General features: G+C 69.1%; 15 protein-coding genes and 1 riboswitch. Of the genes, 5 read left to right on the top strand and 10 right to left on the bottom strand.

Annotated elements, in window-relative coordinates; translation table 11 throughout:
* The 8 genes from cbiE to QQK25_RS19405 all read right to left on the bottom strand — a co-directional run.
* The coding region (gene cbiE, locus QQK25_RS19440) for a precorrin-6y C5,15-methyltransferase (decarboxylating) subunit CbiE (RefSeq protein WP_284189438.1) at positions 1–431 on the bottom strand (431 nt) is incomplete at its 3' end.
* On the bottom strand, positions 424–1,590 hold the full coding sequence (locus QQK25_RS19435; protein WP_284189437.1) for a cobalt-precorrin-5B (C(1))-methyltransferase: 1,167 nt from the start codon (positions 1,588–1,590) through the stop codon (positions 424–426). The genes QQK25_RS19435 and cbiE, both read right to left, overlap by 8 nt.
* Positions 1,580–2,272, bottom strand: a complete 693-nt coding sequence (locus QQK25_RS19430; RefSeq protein WP_438696538.1) for a precorrin-8X methylmutase — start codon at positions 2,270–2,272, stop codon at positions 1,580–1,582. Before QQK25_RS19430 ends, QQK25_RS19435 begins: the two co-directional genes overlap by 11 nt.
* Positions 2,265–3,164, bottom strand: coding sequence for a sirohydrochlorin chelatase (locus tag QQK25_RS19425; RefSeq protein WP_284189436.1), 900 nt, complete (start codon positions 3,162–3,164; stop codon positions 2,265–2,267). Before QQK25_RS19425 ends, QQK25_RS19430 begins: the two co-directional genes overlap by 8 nt.
* Entirely contained in the window at positions 3,161–3,961 is an 801-nt protein-coding gene (gene cobM / locus QQK25_RS19420) for a precorrin-4 C(11)-methyltransferase (protein WP_284189435.1), read from the bottom strand. The genes QQK25_RS19425 and cobM overlap by 4 nt, the downstream gene beginning before the upstream one ends.
* Positions 3,962–3,964: 3 nt before the next feature.
* On the bottom strand, positions 3,965–4,603 hold the full coding sequence (locus tag QQK25_RS19415; RefSeq protein WP_284189434.1) for an energy-coupling factor ABC transporter permease: 639 nt from the start codon (positions 4,601–4,603) through the stop codon (positions 3,965–3,967).
* 215 nt (positions 4,604–4,818) lie between these two features.
* Positions 4,819–5,036: riboswitch (cobalamin riboswitch) on the bottom strand.
* 48 nt (positions 5,037–5,084) lie between these two features.
* A complete protein-coding gene (locus tag QQK25_RS19410) occupies positions 5,085–7,190 on the bottom strand; it encodes a sensor histidine kinase (protein ID WP_306664098.1) in 2,106 nt (701 codons plus the stop codon).
* Positions 7,175–8,548: a sigma-54-dependent transcriptional regulator gene (locus tag QQK25_RS19405; protein ID WP_284189433.1), complete on the bottom strand. Its 1,374-nt coding sequence runs from the start codon at positions 8,546–8,548 to the stop codon at positions 7,175–7,177. Before QQK25_RS19405 ends, QQK25_RS19410 begins: the two co-directional genes overlap by 16 nt.
* Positions 8,549–8,829: 281 nt before the next feature.
* Here QQK25_RS19405 and QQK25_RS19400 point away from each other — a divergent pair, with 281 nt between their 5' ends.
* A complete protein-coding gene (locus QQK25_RS19400; protein ID WP_284189432.1) occupies positions 8,830–9,342 on the top strand; it encodes a PAS domain-containing protein in 513 nt (170 codons plus the stop codon).
* Positions 9,317–10,774, top strand: coding sequence for a methyl-accepting chemotaxis protein (locus QQK25_RS19395; RefSeq protein ID WP_284189431.1), 1,458 nt, complete (start codon positions 9,317–9,319; stop codon positions 10,772–10,774). The genes QQK25_RS19400 and QQK25_RS19395 overlap by 26 nt, the downstream gene beginning before the upstream one ends.
* Positions 10,775–10,799: 25 nt before the next feature.
* Here the strand turns inward: QQK25_RS19395 and ilvA are convergent, their stop codons facing one another.
* A complete protein-coding gene (ilvA, locus tag QQK25_RS19390; RefSeq protein ID WP_284189430.1) occupies positions 10,800–12,320 on the bottom strand; it encodes a threonine ammonia-lyase, biosynthetic in 1,521 nt (506 codons plus the stop codon).
* A 93-nt stretch (positions 12,321–12,413) separates the two neighbouring features.
* Here ilvA and QQK25_RS19385 point away from each other — a divergent pair, with 93 nt between their 5' ends.
* From QQK25_RS19385 to QQK25_RS19375, 3 genes are all read left to right on the top strand, one after another.
* On the top strand, positions 12,414–12,767 hold the full coding sequence (locus QQK25_RS19385; RefSeq protein ID WP_284189429.1) for a RidA family protein: 354 nt from the start codon (positions 12,414–12,416) through the stop codon (positions 12,765–12,767).
* 182 nt (positions 12,768–12,949) lie between these two features.
* A complete protein-coding gene (locus QQK25_RS19380) occupies positions 12,950–13,987 on the top strand; it encodes an SGNH/GDSL hydrolase family protein (protein WP_284189428.1) in 1,038 nt (345 codons plus the stop codon).
* 153 nt (positions 13,988–14,140) lie between these two features.
* On the top strand, positions 14,141–18,046 hold the full coding sequence (locus QQK25_RS19375) for a DUF3683 domain-containing protein (protein ID WP_284189427.1): 3,906 nt from the start codon (positions 14,141–14,143) through the stop codon (positions 18,044–18,046).
* Positions 18,047–18,119: 73 nt separating this feature from the next.
* Here the strand turns inward: QQK25_RS19375 and QQK25_RS19370 are convergent, their stop codons facing one another.
* Positions 18,120–18,857, bottom strand: a complete 738-nt coding sequence (locus tag QQK25_RS19370; RefSeq protein ID WP_284189426.1) for a carbonic anhydrase family protein — start codon at positions 18,855–18,857, stop codon at positions 18,120–18,122.
* Between the last annotated feature and the right edge of the window lie 366 nt (positions 18,858–19,223).

Genomic DNA, 19,223 nt, shown 5'->3' with positions numbered 1-19,223 from the left:
GGCGTGGCGCCGGGCGTCCACTCGCCGGCGTCGCGGCTGTGCACCGAGACGATCCGCGCCGCCTGCCAGGGCCGCTTGAGGCGAGCGAAGGCGAGCTGCAGGGTGGAGGCGGCGGGCAGCACGTCGACCCCGTCGGCGCCGAGCCGGCCGATGAGGAAAGCGCCGATGCCGTGGCACAGGGGGTCGCCGGTGGCGAGCACGGCGCAGGATTGGCCGGCGCCGCGCGCCGCACGGACCCATTCCGGGACACGGCCGAGGAGGCCGTCCATCGCCCGTTGCTCCACCCGGGAGGGAAGGTGGGGGGCAACGAGGTCAAGCGTGCGGCGGGCGCCGATTAACAGGTCGCAGCCGGCGAGGCGGGCGCGGGCAAGCTCGCCCAGCCCGGCCCAGCCGTCGTCGAGGATGCCGATGAGGGCGCAGGGTTCAGACAAGTTCGTGTTCCTCCACGGTGACGATGGGGACGCCTTCGAAATTGCAGGCGAGCACGGTGAGGCGGTGGGGGCCGGGGTAGCGCTGGCGCAGGCTGCGGATGGCCCGCTCGGCGAGGGCCCGGTGGAAGGCCACCGCCAGATCCAGTTCGGCCAGCCTTTCGGCGGCGAAGCGGGCGGTTTCGGCGGCGCGGATCTCGGCCACCAGATCGGGCGGGGCGCCCACTTCGGCGGCGGCCGAGGCGATCAGCTCGCGGTCGACCTCTTCGCGCCAGGCGTGGGTGACCGACAGGCCCTGGGCGATCTTGGTGAGCTTGCCGACCATGGCGCCGACGATGATGTGCTGCATGTGCTGCTTCACCGCGGTCTGGAAGGCGGCCTTGACGAAGTCGCCCATCTGCACGAAGCAGGCTTCGTCGAGGGCCGGGTAGCAGCGCATGGCGCATTTCTCGGTGCGCCCGCCGGTGGTGAAGACGACGCTGGTGTGGCCCTGGTTGGCGGCCACATCCACGGCCTGCACCACGCTGGCCCGGAAAGCGGCGGTGGAGTACGGACGGACAATGCCGGTGGTGCCGAGGATGGAGATGCCGCCCAGGATGCCAAGGCGGGCGTTGAGGGTCTTCTTGGCCATCTCGTCGCCGCCGGGCACCGAGATGGTCACGGCGAGCCCGTCGCCGGCGTCGAGGATGGGGCTGCCGGCGGCCCGCACGTTGTCGCCGATGTTGCGCCGGGGCACCGGGTTGATGGCCGGGCCGCCCACGTCGAGGCCGAGGCCGGGCTTGGTGACGATGCCGACCCCTGGCCCGCCGCGCAGCACGATCTGCCCGGAGGCGCCGGGCAGGCGCTCGACTTCGACGGTGAGGTGGGCGCCGTTGGTGGCGTCCGGGTCGTCGCCGGCGTCCTTGATGCTGACTGCCCGGGCGCGCTGGCCGTCGGTCCACCCGTCGCAGATCGGGAAGCGCACCCGCTGGGTGTTGGGCAGCACGCAGTCCACAAAATCCGGCACCCGGCCATGGACCAGCCCGAGGGTGGCGGCGGCCGCGGCGGCGGCCGAGTTGGCGCCGGTGGAGAAGCCCGTGCGGTTGCCGCGATCCCGTTTCGGGTCGCCCTTGCGGATCTTGTCGGGGGCCGCGTGGCCGGCCACGGCGAGCTCAGAGGCCATTGCGCTGGTGTTCCTCGGCCTGACCGAGGAGGGCGTGGATGGCGGCGACGACCAGGGTCGAGCCGCCCTTGCGGCCGCGGATCGCCACCCACGGCACGTCGCCCACCGTCATCAGCAGATCCTTGGATTCGGCGGCCGACACGAAGCCGACCGGCATGCCGATCACCAGCGCGGGGCGCGCGCCTTCCTCGCGGATCAGCCGCACCACCTCGATGAGCGCGGTGGGGGCGTTGCCGATGCCGACGATGGCGCCGTCGAGCAGGCCCAGCCGGTGGGCCTTGCGCATGGCCTGCACGGCGCGGGTGGTGTCTTCGCGGCGGGCGGCGTCGATCACGTCGGGGTCGGAGATGAACTGGTGGGTGGTGATGCCGAAGTGTTCGAGGCGCGGCCGGGAGAGGCCGACGCAGATCATCTCCACGTCGGCCACCACCGGCGTGCCGCCGGCCAGGATGCGGGCGAGGCCGGCCTGCATCGCCCGGGGGTGGAAGACGGTGAGGCCGTTGAACTCGAAGTCGGCGTTGGCGTGGATCATCCGGCGCACCAGCGGCCACTGGTCGGCGCTGTAGGCGTGGGGGCCGGTTTCGGCATCGATGATGGCGAAGGAGTCGTGCTCGATGGCGCGGCCGGCTGCGGTGAGCTGTTCGGTGACGATGTTGGTGGTGCGCATGGTGGGATCAGGCATGGACGGCGACGGGGTGGACGTGCGCGTGGTCGTGCCCGTGGTCGTGGCCCGGGACGTGGGTGTGGCTGTGGTCGTGGAGGTGTTCGGCTTCGGCGGCCTGACGGTATTTGCAGCCGTCGCATTCGAGCAGCCCGCCTTCGGGCAGGGCGTGGCCGGCGACTTTGGCGTCGAGGAGGTCGAAGACGCCCTTGTCGAAACCGAAGTGGGTGCCCAGCGCGAAGGCGATCTGCGGGTACTGGGCGTGCAGGCGCGCCACCTGGGCCTTGATGCGCTCCATCAGCACGCCGGTGAAGAGGTACACCGGCACGATGGCCAGCTGGGTCATGCCCAGGCGCACCTGGCGCTGGACGACGCTTTCGAGGCGCGGCCAGGTGACGCCGGTGAAGGCCAGGTCGACCAGCTCGAAGTCGTTGTCCTCGAACAGCCAGCGGGCCATCTTGGCGAGCTCGCCGTTGGCGCCGGCGTCGGACGAGCCGCGGCCGAGGAGGATCACGCCGGTGGTCTGCGGGTCGGGCATGGCGAGGGCCTTCATCAGGCGGTCGAGCTGGCCTTGCAGCACCTGCAGGATCTCGCGGCCCATGCCCAGGTGGCGGGCGCAGCTGAAGCGCACGGCCGGGTGGCGGGCGCGGGCGGCTTCGATGGCGGCGGGCAGCTCCATCTTCACGTGGCCGGCGGCGTTGAGGATGAAGGGGATTACCAGCACGTGGCGGGTATCGCGGGCGGCGCGGTCGAGGCCGTCGTCGAGGAGCACGTCGGCGTGCTCGATGAAGCAGGTTTCGATGCGCCAGGCGGGGTGACGTTCGCGCCACTGGGCGGCGAAGTGGAGGATCTCGGTGTTGCCGTCCCGGTTGCGGGAGCCGTGGCCCACCAGGAGGATCGTGGTGTCGTTCATGCGGGGTTCTCCGGGGCGCGGGCCGTCGCCTTGCGGAAACGGTGCGCGAAGGCGGGGTCGTAGAGCTTGGAGCGGGCGAGGGTCGGCCAGTCGGCGGCGCCCAGGGTGGGGCTGGCGACGATCATGGCCTGGCTGGCGATCTTCTCGGCCTGGCAGCGCTGCTTGATGTCGGCGAGGGTGCCGCGGACGATCTTCTCGTCGCCGGGCCAGCTGGCCTTCTGGACGACCAGGATCGGCGCGTCCTCGGCCCAGCCGGCGGCGCGCAGGGCGCGCTGGACTTCGTGCAGCAGGGTGATCGACAGGAAGATGCACAGGGTGCTGCGGTGGGCGGCGAGGGCTTCGAGCTCCTCGCCCGGCGGCATGGGCGTGCGCCCGGCCACGCGGGTGAGGATCACCGTCTGGGTGACTTCCGGCAGGGTCAGGGTTTCGCCGGCGGCGGCGGCCGAGGCGAAGGCCGACGACACGCCGGGCACCACCGCCCACTCGACGCCGGCGGCGGTGAGCGGGCGGGTCATCTCGACCAGCGCGCCGTACAGGCCGGGGTCGCCGGTCTGCAGGCGCACCACGCAGGCGTGGCGGGCGCTCTGGTCGAGCAGCCAGGCGGTCATCTCCTCGAGGGTCATGTCCTTCGAGTCGCGGATCGCGCAGCCGGGCGGCGCGAACAGAGTGGCCGCCTGATCCACCAGCGAGCCGGCGTAGAGGATCGCGCCGGCGCTTTCGAGCAGGCGCCGCCCCTTGACGGTGAGGAGTTCAGGATCGCCGGGGCCGGCGCCCACGAACCAGACCTTGCCGGTCATGGCTCAGACCGCCTGGGGCTGGAAGCACAGCCGCACCACCGCGCTGTGCTGGCGGCGGGCGATGGCATGCACCGTCAGCAGCGTGAGGATCGGCTCGACGGCCACGATGGCGGCGTAGGAGGAGGCGAAGGAAAGCCAGGCGGAGAGCGGCGTCGCCACCTCGCCGATGGCCAGCCAGAAGCCGACCATCAGGGTGACGCCGCCGTAGAAGGCCGCGTCGAGCTTGAGGATGCTGCGCAGCGTGGGCTGGGCGTCGGCGGCGCGCAGGCGCTGGCCGAGGGTGGCATGCACCAGCACCAGCGGCAGGGCCAGCGAGAGGGTATTGACGCCCAGGTGGAGCAGGTCGGCCGGCGCGAAGAGCAGCCCCTGGGCCAGCAGGCCGAGGGCGAAGCCGAACAGCGTCGGCACGAAGCCCAGCGCCAGGTAGAGCGGCATGGCGCCCAGGAAGTGCAGCTCGGATGGCCCCACCGGCAGGTGGAAGGCCTGCATGAACAGGGTGAAGGCGACCGCCGCGATCAGGCTGCGGACGATCAGCTGCGGTGCTTTGAGGAGGTGGACCGACTGGCTGCCCAGCAGGGCGACGGCGGCGGCGTTGGCGGCGAGGATCTTGGCACTGGCGACGTACCCCGGTTCGATGTGCATCTTGCTTCCCTTCGTGACGATTGGACGAAGTGCGGCAAGGCATCGGGGGGCGCGCAGAAGCAGCGAAAGACGAAAAGACGGACCGGTGGCCGGCGGGCCGGGCAGGCAAAGACCAGTGGCGGACGTGGTTCCGGAAAGGCGGATGGAACGGGAACGGACGGACAGTGATCGGGCAAGCCCATCGGTCGGCTCTGCCCACACCCCGGGGCCAATACCACACCAAAACGTCACAGGCCGGTCTTCTGGCTCGCCTTCATCCTCTTCTGCCGACCTTCCCGTGCGCGAGCACAGTGGCGTTGAGCAGATTCGTCAGGCTTACAGCAGCGGGGGCTGCGCCGGAATGGCCAGGGAGCGCGTGCTCCCGACGTCACCGGACTTCCCGTTTCACCTTGCCTGCAGACGCAGGCTCGGCACCCGTAACGGTGCGGAGTCTAACCGCATGTGCTGCGGGGCGGCAAGCGTTTGCGGTATGCGGGGTGGTTCAGCCCTTGGCCGGCCCGATCCACCGGGCGGCGAAGCCGGGGGCGCTGGGGGCGTCGCTGTAGCGGGCTTCGCTGCGCAGGCGGACGGTGAAGCAGGCGCCTTCGCCGGGGTGGCTGGTGACACCGATGCTGCCGCCGTAGCGCTCGATGATGGCGTAGCTGATCGACAGCCCGAGGCCGGTGCCCGAGCCTTTCTTGGTGGTGAAGAAGGGGTCGAAGATGCGCGACAGATCCTCGGCGGCGATGCCCTGGCCGGTGTCGCACACCTGGATGTCGGCGCCGACGGGCTGGCCGTCCTCGATCCAGTCGCGGCTGCTGAGGGTGAGTCGGCCGCCTTCGGGCATGGCCTGGATGGCGTTGACGATGAGGTTGATGAGCACCTGCTGGAGCTCGCTGGTGTTCACCTCGACGCGGCAGGTGGCGGCGTTGTCCACGCGCACTTCGATCTGCCGGCGCTCCAGGTTGTGGCGGGTGAGCACCAGGCAGTCGGCGATCACCTGGGCCGGGTCGATGCCTTCGGCGTAGCCGGCGAACTCGCCGGGGCGGGCAAACTGGAGCAGCTTGGTGACGATGAGCCAGATGCGGTGGGTCTGCTCGTGGATCAGGCGGATCTCCTCCTTCACCGGCGCGGCGGCGGGGCCGAGGATCTCCTGCAGCACGTCGAGGTTGCCCTGGATGACGGCCACCGGGTTGTTGATCTCGTGGGCGACGCCGGCGGTGAGCTCGCCGATGGCGGCGAGCTTTTCGGTCATCGCCAGGTGCTGGCGGGCCTGGTCCAGCGTGGCGTTGGCGGCCTCGAGCTCGCGGGTGCGCTCGGCCACCTTGCGGTCGAGCTCGTCGCCCCAGCGCTGGAGCTCCATGCGCCGGGCGGCGAGGTTGTCGAGGAGCTGGTCGAAGGCAGCGGCGAGCTGGCCGATCTCGTCGCGGCTGGTGACGGCGCCGACCCGGGCGTCGTGGTCGCCCTCGCCTACCTGGCGGATGGTGGCGCTGAGGCGCTCCATCGGCTTGAACACGCTGCGCGCCCAGTTGAGCGACAGCACCGCGCCGGCGATGCTGACGGTGACGAACACCGCGAAGAGGGTGAGCAGCGCGCCGTGCATGGCGTCGCTGAAGGGCGCCTCGAGGAAGCCCACGTAGAGCATCCCGACCCGGTTGCCGAAGCTGTCGATGACCGGCTCGTAGCCGGACACGTAGTAGTCGTTCACCACGAAGGCGGTGTCGAGCCACACCTTGCCTTCGCCCAGCACGTGGTCGCGCACGGCCTGGGAGGCGCGGGTGCCGAGGGCCCGGTCGCCGGCGAAGAGACGCACGTTGGTGGCGATGCGGGCGTCGCCCAGGAACAGCGTGGCGGTGCCCTTGCTGCCCAGGGGCAGGGTGCCGTCCCGGTAGATGATGGCGTTGATGCGGTCGACCATCTCGCTGTTGCCGTTGAGGAGCACGCCGCCTTCGAGCACGGCCGTGGTGCGGCGGGCGTCGTCCTTGACCGGGGTGGCGGAGTGGATCAGCAGCCCGCGGGTTTCCTCGCTGCGGGTGTCCGGGGCGGCGGCGGGGGTGGGCACCAGGGCCAGCCGGGCGCGGCGGGCGAGGCTGCGGTCGATGGCGGCGAGGTGCTCGGCGTCGAACACGTCGATGGCGGTGGAGGCTTCGCCGGCCACCGCGGCGTTCACCACCGGCCAGTGGGTGCGTTCGGCGTGGGAGCCGGTGGCGTGCGGGGTGGCGATGATGCGCCCGTGGGCGTCGAGGAGAAACAGGAAATCCAGCCCGGCCTGCTGGCGGGCTTCTTCGAGGTAGGCGCGCAGGGCTTCGGGCGATCCGCCGGCCATGGCCCGGGCGAGGCGCTGGCTGCCGGCCAGGGCGTCCAGATCCACGGCCACGTTCTGGCGCATCCGGGCGAAGTATTCGTGGGCGGTGACGAGATCGGAGCCGACCTTGTAATTGACCAGCCGGTGGTAGCCCTCATTGCCCCACAGCCACACCAGCCCGAGGAGCATCGGCACCCCCAGCAGCAGGGGTGCCAGCACCATCGCCAGCAGTTTGGCGCGGACGGAGCGGCTGAGGCGTTCGGCGAGGCTGCCCACGTCGGGTGGCGTCAGGCCACGCCCCACTCGATCGCCTTGCGGTCGAGGGTCTTGCGGGAGACGCCCAGCAGCGCGGCGGCCCGGGCGCGGTTGCCGCCGCACTGGTCGAGCACCGCCAGGATGTGGCGCTTCTCGACCTCGGCCAGCGACAGGGGGAGCGGATCGGAGAAGCCGGCGGCTTCGCCGGTGGCGGGCAGGCTGCCGAGGATCAGCGAGCGTTCGATGAGGTTGCGCAGCTCGCGCACGTTGCCGGGCCAGGCGTAGGCGGCGAGGCGGGCGAGATCGGCCGGGCCGAGGTTGAGGGGTGGCAGGCCGAGGCGGGTGGACAGCTGGGCGTTGAAGTGGAGGGCCAGGTCGGCGATGTCGGCGCGCCGTTCGCGCAGCGGCGGGATGGTGACGGTGACCACCTCGAGCCGGTAGAACAGGTCTTCCCGGAAGCGCCCGGCGGCCACCTCGGCGCGCAGGTCGCGGTTGGTGGCGGCTACCACGCGCACGTCCACCGGCACCTCGGCCTCGCTGCCCACCGGGCGGATGCGGCGTTCTTCGAGCACCCGCAGCAGGCGGGTCTGCATGGGCAGCGGGAGTTCGCCGATCTCGTCGAGGAACAGCGTGCCGCCATTGGCGTAGTGGAACAGCCCGCGGCGGGCCTCGCGGGCGCCGGTGAAGGCGCCGCGCACGTGGCCGAAGAGCTCGCTTTCCATCAGCTCGGCCGACACCGCGGCGCAGTTGAGGGCCACGAAGGAGCGCTCGGCGCGGGGGCTGATCTGGTGCAGTGCGCGGGCCGCGACCTCCTTGCCGACGCCGGATTCGCCGAGGATCAGCACCGTGGACGGGGTGGGCGCGACGCGGCGGATCAGGTCCGACAGCCGGCGCATGGGCTCGGAATGGCCGACCAGCCCTTCCACCGGGCCCACCAGCCCGGCCACCTGGCGCTGCAGCACGAAGTTCTCCCGGTCGAGGCGGGCGCGCTCGAAGCAGCGCTGGAGCGAATTGACGATCTGGTCCACCCGGAAGGGCTTGAGCACGAAATCCGAGGCACCGGCCCGCAGCGCGTCGATGGCGGTTTCGATGTCGGCGAAGGCGGTGATGAGGATCACGTCGCCGGCGTAGCCGTCGTTCTTCAGGCTGCGCAGCCATTCGAGGCCGGAGCGGCCGGGCATCGCGATGTCGAGGACGATGGCGTCGAAGTGGTGCTCGGCGAGGCGCTGGGCGCCCTCCTCGGCCGAGCCCGCCACGTCCACCCGGCAGCCCCGGGCGCGCAGGGCGCGCTCGAGGAAGTTGCGCACGCCGGCTTCGTCATCCACCACCAGCACGGCGTAGTCGGACCAGGCGGGTTCCCGGTGGCGGGAGGGTTCGGGGGGCGGGGCGTCGGACGGGCGGCTCATGGGCCGGATTTAACCACGGGGCAGGCGTCTGCGGCACCCGGGCGCGGGGTGCGCGACCCCGCCTGAAGCCGGACGGCGAGCGCCCTGGTGGCCTATGTCCCTGCGGATGCTACGGTTTTTTACGGGTTTTGACTTCAGCCCGCTCCGGGATGTGCCGACATAGCAGCACTGGTCCCGGCAGACCGGTGTGGCGCGCATCCACCGGCGGCGCTGCCGGAGCGGGGCGTGGATCCACCGCACATTACACCGCGGGCAACGCGGGGATGAGGAAGAGGGACAACGTGAAACCGAGGATTTCACCGACGGCGGTCGAGCGCTCGCTGGGCGACGACGACTTCATCGTCACCAAGACCGACGCGAAGGGCCGCATCCTGTACGCCAACCGGATCTTCATCGCGCTTTCGGGCTATACCGAGGCCGAGCTGCTGGGCAGCCAGCACAACATCATCCGCCACCCGGATATGCCCCGCACGGTGTTCAAGCTGCTGTGGGATCACATCGCGGCCGGGCAGGAGTTCATCGGCTACGTGAAGAACATGGCCAAGGACGGCAGTTTCTACTGGGTGCTGGCCACGGTGACGCCAGACCGTAATGCCGAGCGGAGCATTCTGGGATACACCTCGGTACGGCGAAAGCCGCGCCGCGAGGCGGTGGCCGCTGCCGCTGCGCTGTACCGGGAGATGGCCGCTGCGGAAGCGGCGGCCGGGGCCGCGCGGGCCATCGAGGCGGGTACCGCGGTGCTGATGAAGGCGCTCAACGGGAGGGGCTATGAACAGTTCGTCCTTGCGCTCTAGGCTGTCGGTGGTCCTGTGGGGGCAGGCGGGGCTGCTGCTGGCGGCGCTGGTGACGGGGTTCTTCGTCGGCGGGTCGCACCCGCTGATGCTGGTGTGGCTGGTGGCGGGCGTCGCGCTTGCCGCCTGGGGGCTGCGCCGGCTGAGGGTGGCGCTGGCGCCGCTGGACGGGCTGCTGGCGCTGGCCGGGAAGGTCGGCGAGGGGGATTTCTCGTCGCGCATCACCGGCATCGGGGATCAGGACGAGATCGGCCGGCTTGGGTGGGCGATGAATGATCTGCTCGACCAGCTGGAGGCGTATTTCAGGGAATCCGAAAGCGCCTTCCGGGCGCAGATGGACGGGCGCTACGCGCGCATCGGCCAGAGCGCCGGCCTGCACGGCGGGCTGCACGCGGCAATGGCCGCCCACAACACCCTGCTGGCGTCGATGGCGGCCCACATGCGCAGCCAGATGAAGACCGCGCTGCTCAGTAACGCCGGCATGCTCAACGCGGGCAACCTGATCAGCAACCTCACGGGTAACCAGGCCGACATGCTGGCGATCACCGGGCAGATGCACGAAGCCGCGACGACCGCGACGGCCACCGCCAGCGAGGCGGGCGAGAGTCAGCGCACCGTGACCGAGGTGGTGTCGCAGCTCGACGGCATCGGCGCGCGCATCCTGCAGGTGGCCTCGGCCATCGACGAGATGACCGCCCGCAGCCGGGAGGTGGCGATGTCGGTGGCGCTGATCAACGAGATCTCCGACCAGACCAACCTGCTGGCCCTCAACGCGGCGATCGAGGCCGCCCGGGCCGGTGAATCGGGCCGCGGCTTTGCGGTGGTGGCGGACGAGGTGCGCAAACTGGCCGAAAAGACCCGCGGCGCATCCCAGTCGATCGGCGAGGTGATGCAGGGCCTGATCGGCCAGAGCGAGGCGATGCAGTCGAATGCCCGCGAGATGAAGGAGATGACTGCGTGTTCGCAGCAGGTGGTGGGCGATCTGGCCGCCACCTTCGGGCGCTTCGCGACAGCGGCGAGCCAGACCGAGTGCCAGGCCGCCGAGGTGCACGACAAGAGCTTCGCGACCCTGGTGAAGCTCGACCACATGATCTACAAGCAGCGCACCTATCTGTCGCTCAACAGCGACGGTGACTGCGAACACGGTGCGCCGGTGGCGGTCGGCCACGAGGAGTGCCGCCTGGGCCGCTGGTACCGGGGCGACGGGAAGGCTCTGTTCGGGCAGCTGCCGGCCTACGGCAAGCTGGAGGCGCCCCACGCGCTGGTGCACGACAGTGCCCACCGGGTGCTGGCGCTGCTCGAAAAGGACTGGCAGAACGACGCCACGATCCAGTCGCAGATCGTGGACGAGCTCAACAACATGGAAACCGGCAGCCGCCAGGTGATGGAGCTGCTCGACCAGTTCGTCGCCGACAAGCACGCCGGGCGGGCCTGAGCCGCGCCGCCCGGCGGGGCGGGGATCAGCCCAGGAACATCTTGTAGGCCGGGTTGGCGGTTTCGTCGACGTATTCGTAGCCCAGCTTGTCGAGGAAACCCTGGAAGGCGTCCCGGTCGGCTGCCGGCACCTGCATGCCCACCAGCACGCGGCCGAAGTCGGCGCCGTGGTTGCGGTAGTGGAACAGGCTGATGTTCCAGTCGGAGCGCAGGGTGTCGAGGAAGTTGAGCAGCGCACCCGGGCGCTCGGGGAACACGAAGCGGTACAGCACTTCGTTTTCTGCCTGGGGCGCGTGGCCGCCGACCATGTAGCGAATGTGGCTCTTGGCCATCTCGTCGTCGGTCAGATCCAGGCACGGCAGCTCGTGGCGCTGCAGGAGCTCGGTGATGCGCACGCCCTCGGCGCGGTTGTGCACGCCCACGCCGACGAAGATGTGGGCGCGGGCGGCGTCGGCGTAGCGGTAGTTGAACTCGGTGATGTTGCGGTTGCCGAGCAGGTTGCAGAACTTCTTGAAGGAGCCGGGCTTCTCGGGGATGGTGACGGCCAGCACGGCTTCGCGCTGCTCGCCCACTTCGGCGCGCTCGGCCACGAAGCGCAGGCGGTCGAAGTTCATGTTGGCGCCGGAGGCCACGGCCACCAGGGTCTTGTCCTTCAGGGCGTGGCGCTTGGCGTATTCCTTGGCGCCGGCCACGGCCAGTGCGCCGGCGGGCTCGAGGATCGAGCGGGTGTCCTCGAACACGTCCTTGATGGCAGCGCAGATGGCGTCGTTATCCACCAGGATCATCTCGTCCACGTATTCCTGGCACAGGCGGAAGGTTTCCTCGCCCACCAGCTTGACCGCCGCGCCGTCGGCAAAGAGGCCCACGTTGGCGAGCTCGATGCGCTTGCCGGCGGCGAGCGACTGGGTCATGGCGTCGGCGTCGACGGTCTCGACGCCGATCACCTTGATGTCGGGGCGCACGCGCTTGATGTAGGCCGCGACGCCCGCCAGCAGGCCGCCGCCGCCCACGCAGCAGAACACCGCGTGGATGGGCTTGGGATGCTGACGCAGGATCTCCATCGCGATGGTGCCTTGACCGGCGATCACTTCCACGTCGTCGTAGGGATGGACGAAGGTCAGCTTCTCGGTCTTCTCGAGTTCCTTGGCGTGGCCGTAGGCGTCGGAATAGCTCTCGCCGGCCAGCACCACCTCGCCGCCGTGGCGCTTCACCGCGTCGATCTTGATCGCCGGGGTGGTGGTGGGCATCACGATCACGGCGCGCACGCCGAGCTTCTTGGCCGACAGCGCCACGCCCTGGGCGTGGTTGCCGGCAGAGGCGCAGATCACCCCGCGCTTGAGGGCCGCCGGGCTGAGGCTGGCCATCTTGTTGTAGGCGCCGCGCAGCTTGAAGCTGAACACCGGCTGCATGTCTTCGCGCTTGAAGTAAATCTTGTTGTGGATGCGCGCCGACAGGTTCGGAGCCAGGTCGAGGGGCGTCTCGATCGCCGCGTCGTACACCTGGGCGGTGAGGATCTTCTGGAGGTAGTCGGGGTGCTGCGCGCTCATGGCTGAACCTGTGCTAGTCGGCTGGGGAAGCGTCAAAGGGTAGCAGTCGGACGAACTGCACTGCAACATACGGTTTTTTCTTCGGGAACTGACATGAGCGACATCCAGCGGGCCGGCACCACCCGGCGCTACTCCGATTTCTGCGTGCATAACGGCGTCGTGCATTGCGTCGAGGTGCCCCCCGACGAGACCGCCGACGTGACCACCCAGACGGCGCAGATGCTGGCCAGCCTTGAGCGTTACCTGATCGCCGCCGGCAGCGGCAAGGATCGCCTGCTGATGGCCACGCTGTATCTCGTCGACATGGCCGACTACGACGCGGTGAATGCTGTGTGGGACGACTGGGTGCCGGCGGGCACCGCGCCGTGCCGCGCCTGTGTGCAGGTGGTGCGCCTGGCGAACCGCGGCTGGCGGGTGGAGGTGGCGGTGCAGGCGGCGGTGGGTTGAGGACGCGGGCGGGCACTTCCCGTCGGCATGGCGGCATGGCTCGCCCATATTGGGTTTTTGCTGCCTTTACATCTTTCGTCCCCTGCCTATAGTGTCGAATTGGGCGCGTCGCAGGGGAAAGCCCCCCGAAGAGGGGTGAGCGGGCGTTTGCCCGCCATCCAACTTGCTCCCGGGAGGTAGTCATGACTTTGCGTCAGCGCTTTATTGTTGGTGCCGCCGGCATCGCCCTTGCCTTTTCGGCATCCCTCGCCCAGGCCGGGCCCTACTCGGCCATGTACGTCTTCGGCGACAGCCTCTCCGACGTCGGCAACGACGCGCTGATCTCCGGTGGCGCCGTGCCCCGGACCTCGATCTTCACCAACGGCACCACCTCCGGCCGCTTCACCAACGGCTACAACTACATCGACTACATGGCCAGCTTCATGGGCCTCTCGGTCACGCCTTCGGTGGCGGGTGGCACCAACTACGCCTACGGCGGCGCGCGGGTCGATGGCATCACGCCGGCGCTGGTGCCGCTGGGTGGTCTGTCGTTCAACCAGCAGGTGACGTCTTACGTGAGCAGTCACGCGGGCGCCGCCGACCCCAACGCGCTTTACGTGCTGTGGGCCGGTGCGAACAACGTCTCCGACGGCATCACCACCGTGGCGATGGGCGGCAGCCCGTCGGCCATCGGCACCCAGATCGGCAACTCGATCGCCGCCATCGGTTCGGCCATCGGCGCGCTGGGCCTCAATGGCGCCCAGCACTTCCTGGTGCTCAACCTGCCCGACCTCTCCCAGACCCCGGTCATCCGTTACGCCGGCAGCCCGCTCCTGAGCAGCGTCGCCCAGTCGGCCAGCGTCGGCTTCAATTCGGCCCTGGCGGGCCTGGTCGGGAGTGCAGCCTTTTCGGCGCTCGACATCACCCTGTTCGATGTGTTCACCGAGCAGACCAAGGTGACCAACGACCCCGCCGCCTACGGCTTCACCGACACCACCCACGCCTGCTACACCGGCGATCCCGATGGCGCGCCGCGGCCTGGCTGGGGTACCCCGACCACCTGCGCCGACGCCAGCGGCTACATGTACTTCGACTACATGCACCCGTCCCAGGCGCTGCACAACCGGCTGGCCCTGCTGGCCTACGACGCGCTTGCCGTCCCCGAGCCCACCACCCTCTCGCTGCTCTTCGCCGGCCTGGGCATGATGGGCTTCCTGCGGCGTCGCCAGATGCGCGGCTGAACCTCTCCAGCAGCCCTGTTGTCGAACGGCCTGCCCCTTCCGGGGTGGGCCGTTCTGCTTTTCCCTTCCCGCTGTAAGGCTTTGTTTTTCGACAGAAGGCGGGCCGCTCCGCTAGAATGCAGAGTTCTCCGCCGTACGAATCCAGGTAACGCAATGACTCAGCGCCTGCGCGAAATCCCCTACAACTACACTTCGTTCTCCGACCGCGAGATCGTCATCCGCCTGCTCGGCCATGACGCCTGGCAGACGCTCGACGCCCTGCGTTCCGAGCGCGTCACCGGCCGATCCGCGCGGATGCTCTACGAGGTGCTGGGCGATGTGTGGGTCGTACAGCGCAACCCCTACCTTCAGGACGACCTGCTCGCCAACCAGGATCGTCGCGCCGCGCTGATCGACGCCCTGCGCCACCGCCTCCATGAGGTCGAGAAGCGCCGCGAGGAAGCCAGCGGCGAAGATCCCGAGCGCAGCGCCAAGGTGGCGAGCCTGGTGCTGGCCGCCCATGCGGCGGTGGATCGTTTCAAGGCCTTCTTCGAAGAAACCTACGACCTGCGGAAGCGCGTCCGGCACGAGCTGGCCCGCCACACCCGCAAGGACAACATCTGCTTCGACGGCCATGCCCGCGTCTCCCACGTCACCGACGCCACCGACTGGCGCGTCGAGTACCCCTTCGTGGTCCTGTATCCGGACACCGAAGAAGAGATGGCGCCGCTGGTCAAGAGCTGCATCGAGCTCGGCCTCACCATCATCCCGCGTGGGGGCGGCACCGGCTATACCGGCGGCGCCGTGCCGCTCGACCCCCGCTCGGTGGTCATCAACACCGAAAAATTGATTTCCATCGGCCCGGTCGAGGAAGTCGCCCTGCCCGGCCCGGGTGGCACTGGCACGCTGGCGCCCTACGCCACCATCCGCACCGGTGCCGGTGTCGTCACCGAGCGTGTTTCCGAAGCGGCGTCGTCGGCCGGCCGCGTGTTTGCCGTGGACCCGACCTCGGCCAGCGCCTCGTGCATCGGCGGCAACATCGCCATGAACGCTGGCGGCAAGAAGGCCGTGCTGTGGGGCACCGCCCTCGACAACCTGGCCTGGTGGAAGATGGTCACGCCCGACGGCCACTGGCTGGAGGTCGAGCGTCTCAACCACAACTTCGGCAAGATCCACGAGCAGGAAACCGTCGAGTTCCGCCTGCGCCGCTTCGACGCCAAAAGCTACAAGCAGATTTCCGAGGAAATCCTGCGCATGCCGGGCGCGGCCTGCCGTAAGGAAGGCCTCGGCAAGGACGTCACCGACAAGTTCCTGGGCGGCGTGCCGGGCGTTCAGAAGGAAGGCACCGACGGCCTGATCGTCGCCTCCCGCTGGGTGCTCCACAAGATGCCGCCGGTCACCCGCACCGTGTGCCTGGAGTTCTTCGGCCAGGTGCGTGAGGCCGTGCCGGCCATCGTCGAGATCACCGACTACTTCAAGCCCGGCGGCGCCGGCCACGCGGCGGGCATCCAGCTCGCCGGCCTCGAGCACCTGGACGAGCGCTACGTGCGCGCGGTGGGCTACACCACCAAGGCCAAGCGCCACGGTCGGCCCAAGATGGTGCTGATCGGCGACGTGGTGGGCCACGACGAGGCCGCGGTGATGACCGCCGTCTCCGACGTGATCCGCATGACCAACACCCGCGGCGCCGAAGGCTTCATCGCCGTCAGCCCCGAGCAGCGCAAGAAGTTCTGGCTCGACCGCTCGCGCACCGCCGCCATCTCGCGCCACACCAACGCCTTCAAGGTGAACGAGGACGTGGTGATCCCGCTGCCGCGGATGGGCGACTACTGTGACGGCATCGAGCGCATCAACATCGAGCTCTCGACGCAGAACAAGCTGGCCCTGTGCGACGCCCTCACCGAGTTCCTGCAGGGCGAGCTGCCGCTGGATGCCGGCGACGCCACCATCTCCCGCGACGAGCTCATCGGCGAGCGCCGCAAGGACGCCCTCGAATACGTCGCCAACGTGCGCCGTCGCTGGCAGTGGCTGCTCGACAACCTGGATCTGCCGCTGGCCGAGGCCGAGCCGCAGTTTGCCGAGTACGGCATCCAGGCCGGCGAACTCTCCAACCGCGCCGCCAACCCCAAGCTCTTCCACCGCCTGCAGGATTATTCGGTCCGCACGTCGTGGAAGACCGAACTCCGCGCCCGCCTCGACAAGATCTTCGACGGCGTGCTGTTCGGCCTCGTGCGCGAAGAGATCAAGAAGGTGCACAAGCAGGTGCTGCGCGGCCGCGTCTTCGTGGCCCTGCACATGCACGCCGGCGACGGCAACGTGCACACCAACATCCCGGTGAACTCCGACAACTACGAGATGCTGCAGACGGCCAACAAGGCCGTGGACCGCATCATGGAGCTGGCGCGGAGCCTCGACGGCGTGATCTCCGGCGAGCACGGCATCGGCATCACCAAGATCGACTACCTCACCGACGCCGAGATGGCCGGCTTCTGGCAGTACAAGGCCAAGGTCGACCCGGAAGGCCGCTTCAACCGCGGCAAGCTGATGCGCGGCGGCCCGCTCAAGGGCAACCTCGACAACGCCTACACCCCCAGCTTCAACCTGATGGGCCACGAGTCGCTCATCATGGAGCAGACGGCGATCGACGAGATCGCCCACGACATCAAGAACTGCCTGCGCTGCGGCAAGTGCAAGCCGGTGTGCTCGACCCACGTGCCCCGCGCCAACCTGCTCTACAGCCCGCGCAACAAGATCCTCAGCACCTCGCTCCTGATCGAGGCCTTCCTCTACGAAGAGCAGACCCGCCGCGGCGTGTCGCTGGCCCACTGGGCCGAGTTCGAGGACGTGGCCGACCACTGCACGGTGTGCCACAAGTGCGAGAAGCCGTGCCCGGTGGACATCGACTTCGGCGACGTGTCGATCAAGATGCGCAACCTGCTGCGCGAGCAGGGCAAGAAGTCCTTCAACCCCGGCAAGGCCGCGGCGATGGCCTTCCTGACCGCCAAGGACCCGGCCACCATCAAGCTGATCCGTTCGACGATGATCGGCTGGGGCTACAAGGCCCAGCGCCTCGGCCACCGCATCGGCAAGAGCCTCGGGCTGATCCAGGGGCAGGTGCAGCACCCGCCGGCAACCCTCGGCAAGCCGCCCATCAAGGCCCAGGTGATCCACTTCATCAACAAGCCGATGCCGGGCGGGCTGCCCAAGCGCACTTCCCGCGCGCTGCTCGACATCGAGGACGACACCATCGTCCCGGTGATCCGCAACCCGCAGGTCAAGCGCGACGAATCCGAGGCGGTGTTCTACTTCCCGGGCTGCGGTTCGGAGCGCCTGTTCAGCCAGGTCGGCCTCGCCACCCAGGCGATGCTCTACCAGGTCGGCACCACCACCGTGCTGCCGCCGGGCTACCTGTGCTGCGGCTACCCGCAGACCTCCGCCGGTGAAGAGGACAAGGGCCAGCAGATCACCACCGACAACCGGGTGCTCTTCCACCGGGTCGCCAACACGCTCAACTACCTCGACATCAAGACGGTCATCGTGTCCTGCGGCACCTGCATGGACCAGCTGATGAAGTACCAGTTCGAGAAGATCTTCCCCGGCTGCCGCCTGCTCGACATCCACGAATACCTGATGGAAAAGGGCCTGAAGCTCGACGGCATCACCGGCGCCCGCTACATGTACCACGAGCCCTGCCACACCCCGATGAAGGTGCACTCCGGCATCAAGGTGGCCAACGAGCTGATGGGCACGCGGGTCGATCTGTCCGACCGCTGCTGCGGCGAATCCGGCACCCTGGCTGTGTCGCGCCCCGACATCTCCACCCAGGTCCGCTTCCGCAAGCAGGAAGAGATCGAGAAGGGCGCCGAGAAGCTGCGCGGGGCCGACGCCGCCACCCCGGTGAAGATCCTCACCTCCTGCCCGAGCTGCCTGCAGGGCCTGTCCCGCTACAGCGGCGACGCCGGCGGCGTGGATGCGGACTACATCGTGGTCGAGATGGCCAAGCACATCCTCGGCGACAACTGGATGTCCGACTACGTGGCCAAGGCCAACAGCGGCGGCATCGAGCGCGTGCTGCTGTAAGCCGGCATTCCACGGCACCAGAAAGACAAGGCCCGCAAAAGCGGGCCTTGTCGTTTCAAGGGTCAGGCGTTGCTCAGTACCACGCCACCTTGCCGCTGCTGGTGTCGTACAACGCGCCGACGATGCGGATCTTGCCTTCGTCTTCCAGCGCTTTCAGCACCGGGCTTTCGCTGCGGATGCGCGCCACCACCTGCTTCACGTTGAGCTCGGTCACCTCATCCACAAAGGCGTGGTTGTGGGAGTTGCGCTCGCCCGGCGTCGAGGCGGCGGCCACCGCCGGCTTGAACTTCTCGAGCAGCGTGGTGAGGTTGCCCAGCTTCACGTCGTCGCAGGCGCCCTTGATGGCGCCGCAGCTGGTGTGGCCCAGCACCACGATCACCCGCGAACCGGCCACCTTGGCGGCGTATTCGAGGCTGCCCAGGATGTCCGGATTGACGGTGTTGCCCGCCACCCGCGCCACGAAGAGGTCGCCGATGCCCTGGTCGAACACCAGCTCCGGCGCGGCGCGGGAGTCGATGCAGCCGACCACGCTGGCAAACGGGAACTGGCCCAGCGCGGTGGTCTGCACCTGGGCCTTCAGGTTGCGGCGCAGCGGCTTGTTGGCGGCGAAGCGCGCGTTGCCGGCCTTCAGGATGTCGATGGCCTTGTCCGGCGTGATGCTCGCCTGGACCGACTTGGTGAGGGTTGCGCCGGTGGTGTAGGGCTTGGGCACCACCGGGCCGCCGTGGTCGTCCGCCGCGAAGGCGACGCTGCTGGCGGCCAGGGTGGCCAGGCCGAGGGTGAGGAAGCGGGTGGTCAGTGTTTTTTTCATGGTGTCTCCCTTGGAGGATCGCGTGTCACAGGATTGCGGCCGCGCAGTCGTGATTCATCGGCACGGCGCGGGCAAAATTTAAGATCAACACGCATGGCATGAACACCATTTCGGTCAAGCACATTGCCCACTGTGGGCGGCCGATGCCGGACTCGGCCGGAAAAGGCTTCGTGCTATCCTGCGACCCCCGTTTTTCCGGTCGCGCACGGGCGCGGCCGTCCCCCATGAACGACGAACAACTCATCACGCCGGCGCCCGCCGCCGACGAAGCCGCCAAGCCTGCCGGTCGTGCCAAGGCGCCGGCCCGCAGCCGCAAGAAGGCCGACGCAGCGCCCGCCGATGGCGCGCCGACCGAGGCAGCCGCCG

The organism is Zoogloea oryzae (genome assembly GCF_030161255.1).
In the GTDB taxonomy this organism is placed as follows: Bacteria; Pseudomonadota; Gammaproteobacteria; order Burkholderiales; family Rhodocyclaceae; genus Zoogloea; species Zoogloea oryzae.
This window is presented reverse-complemented; position numbering and strand designations above follow the sequence as displayed.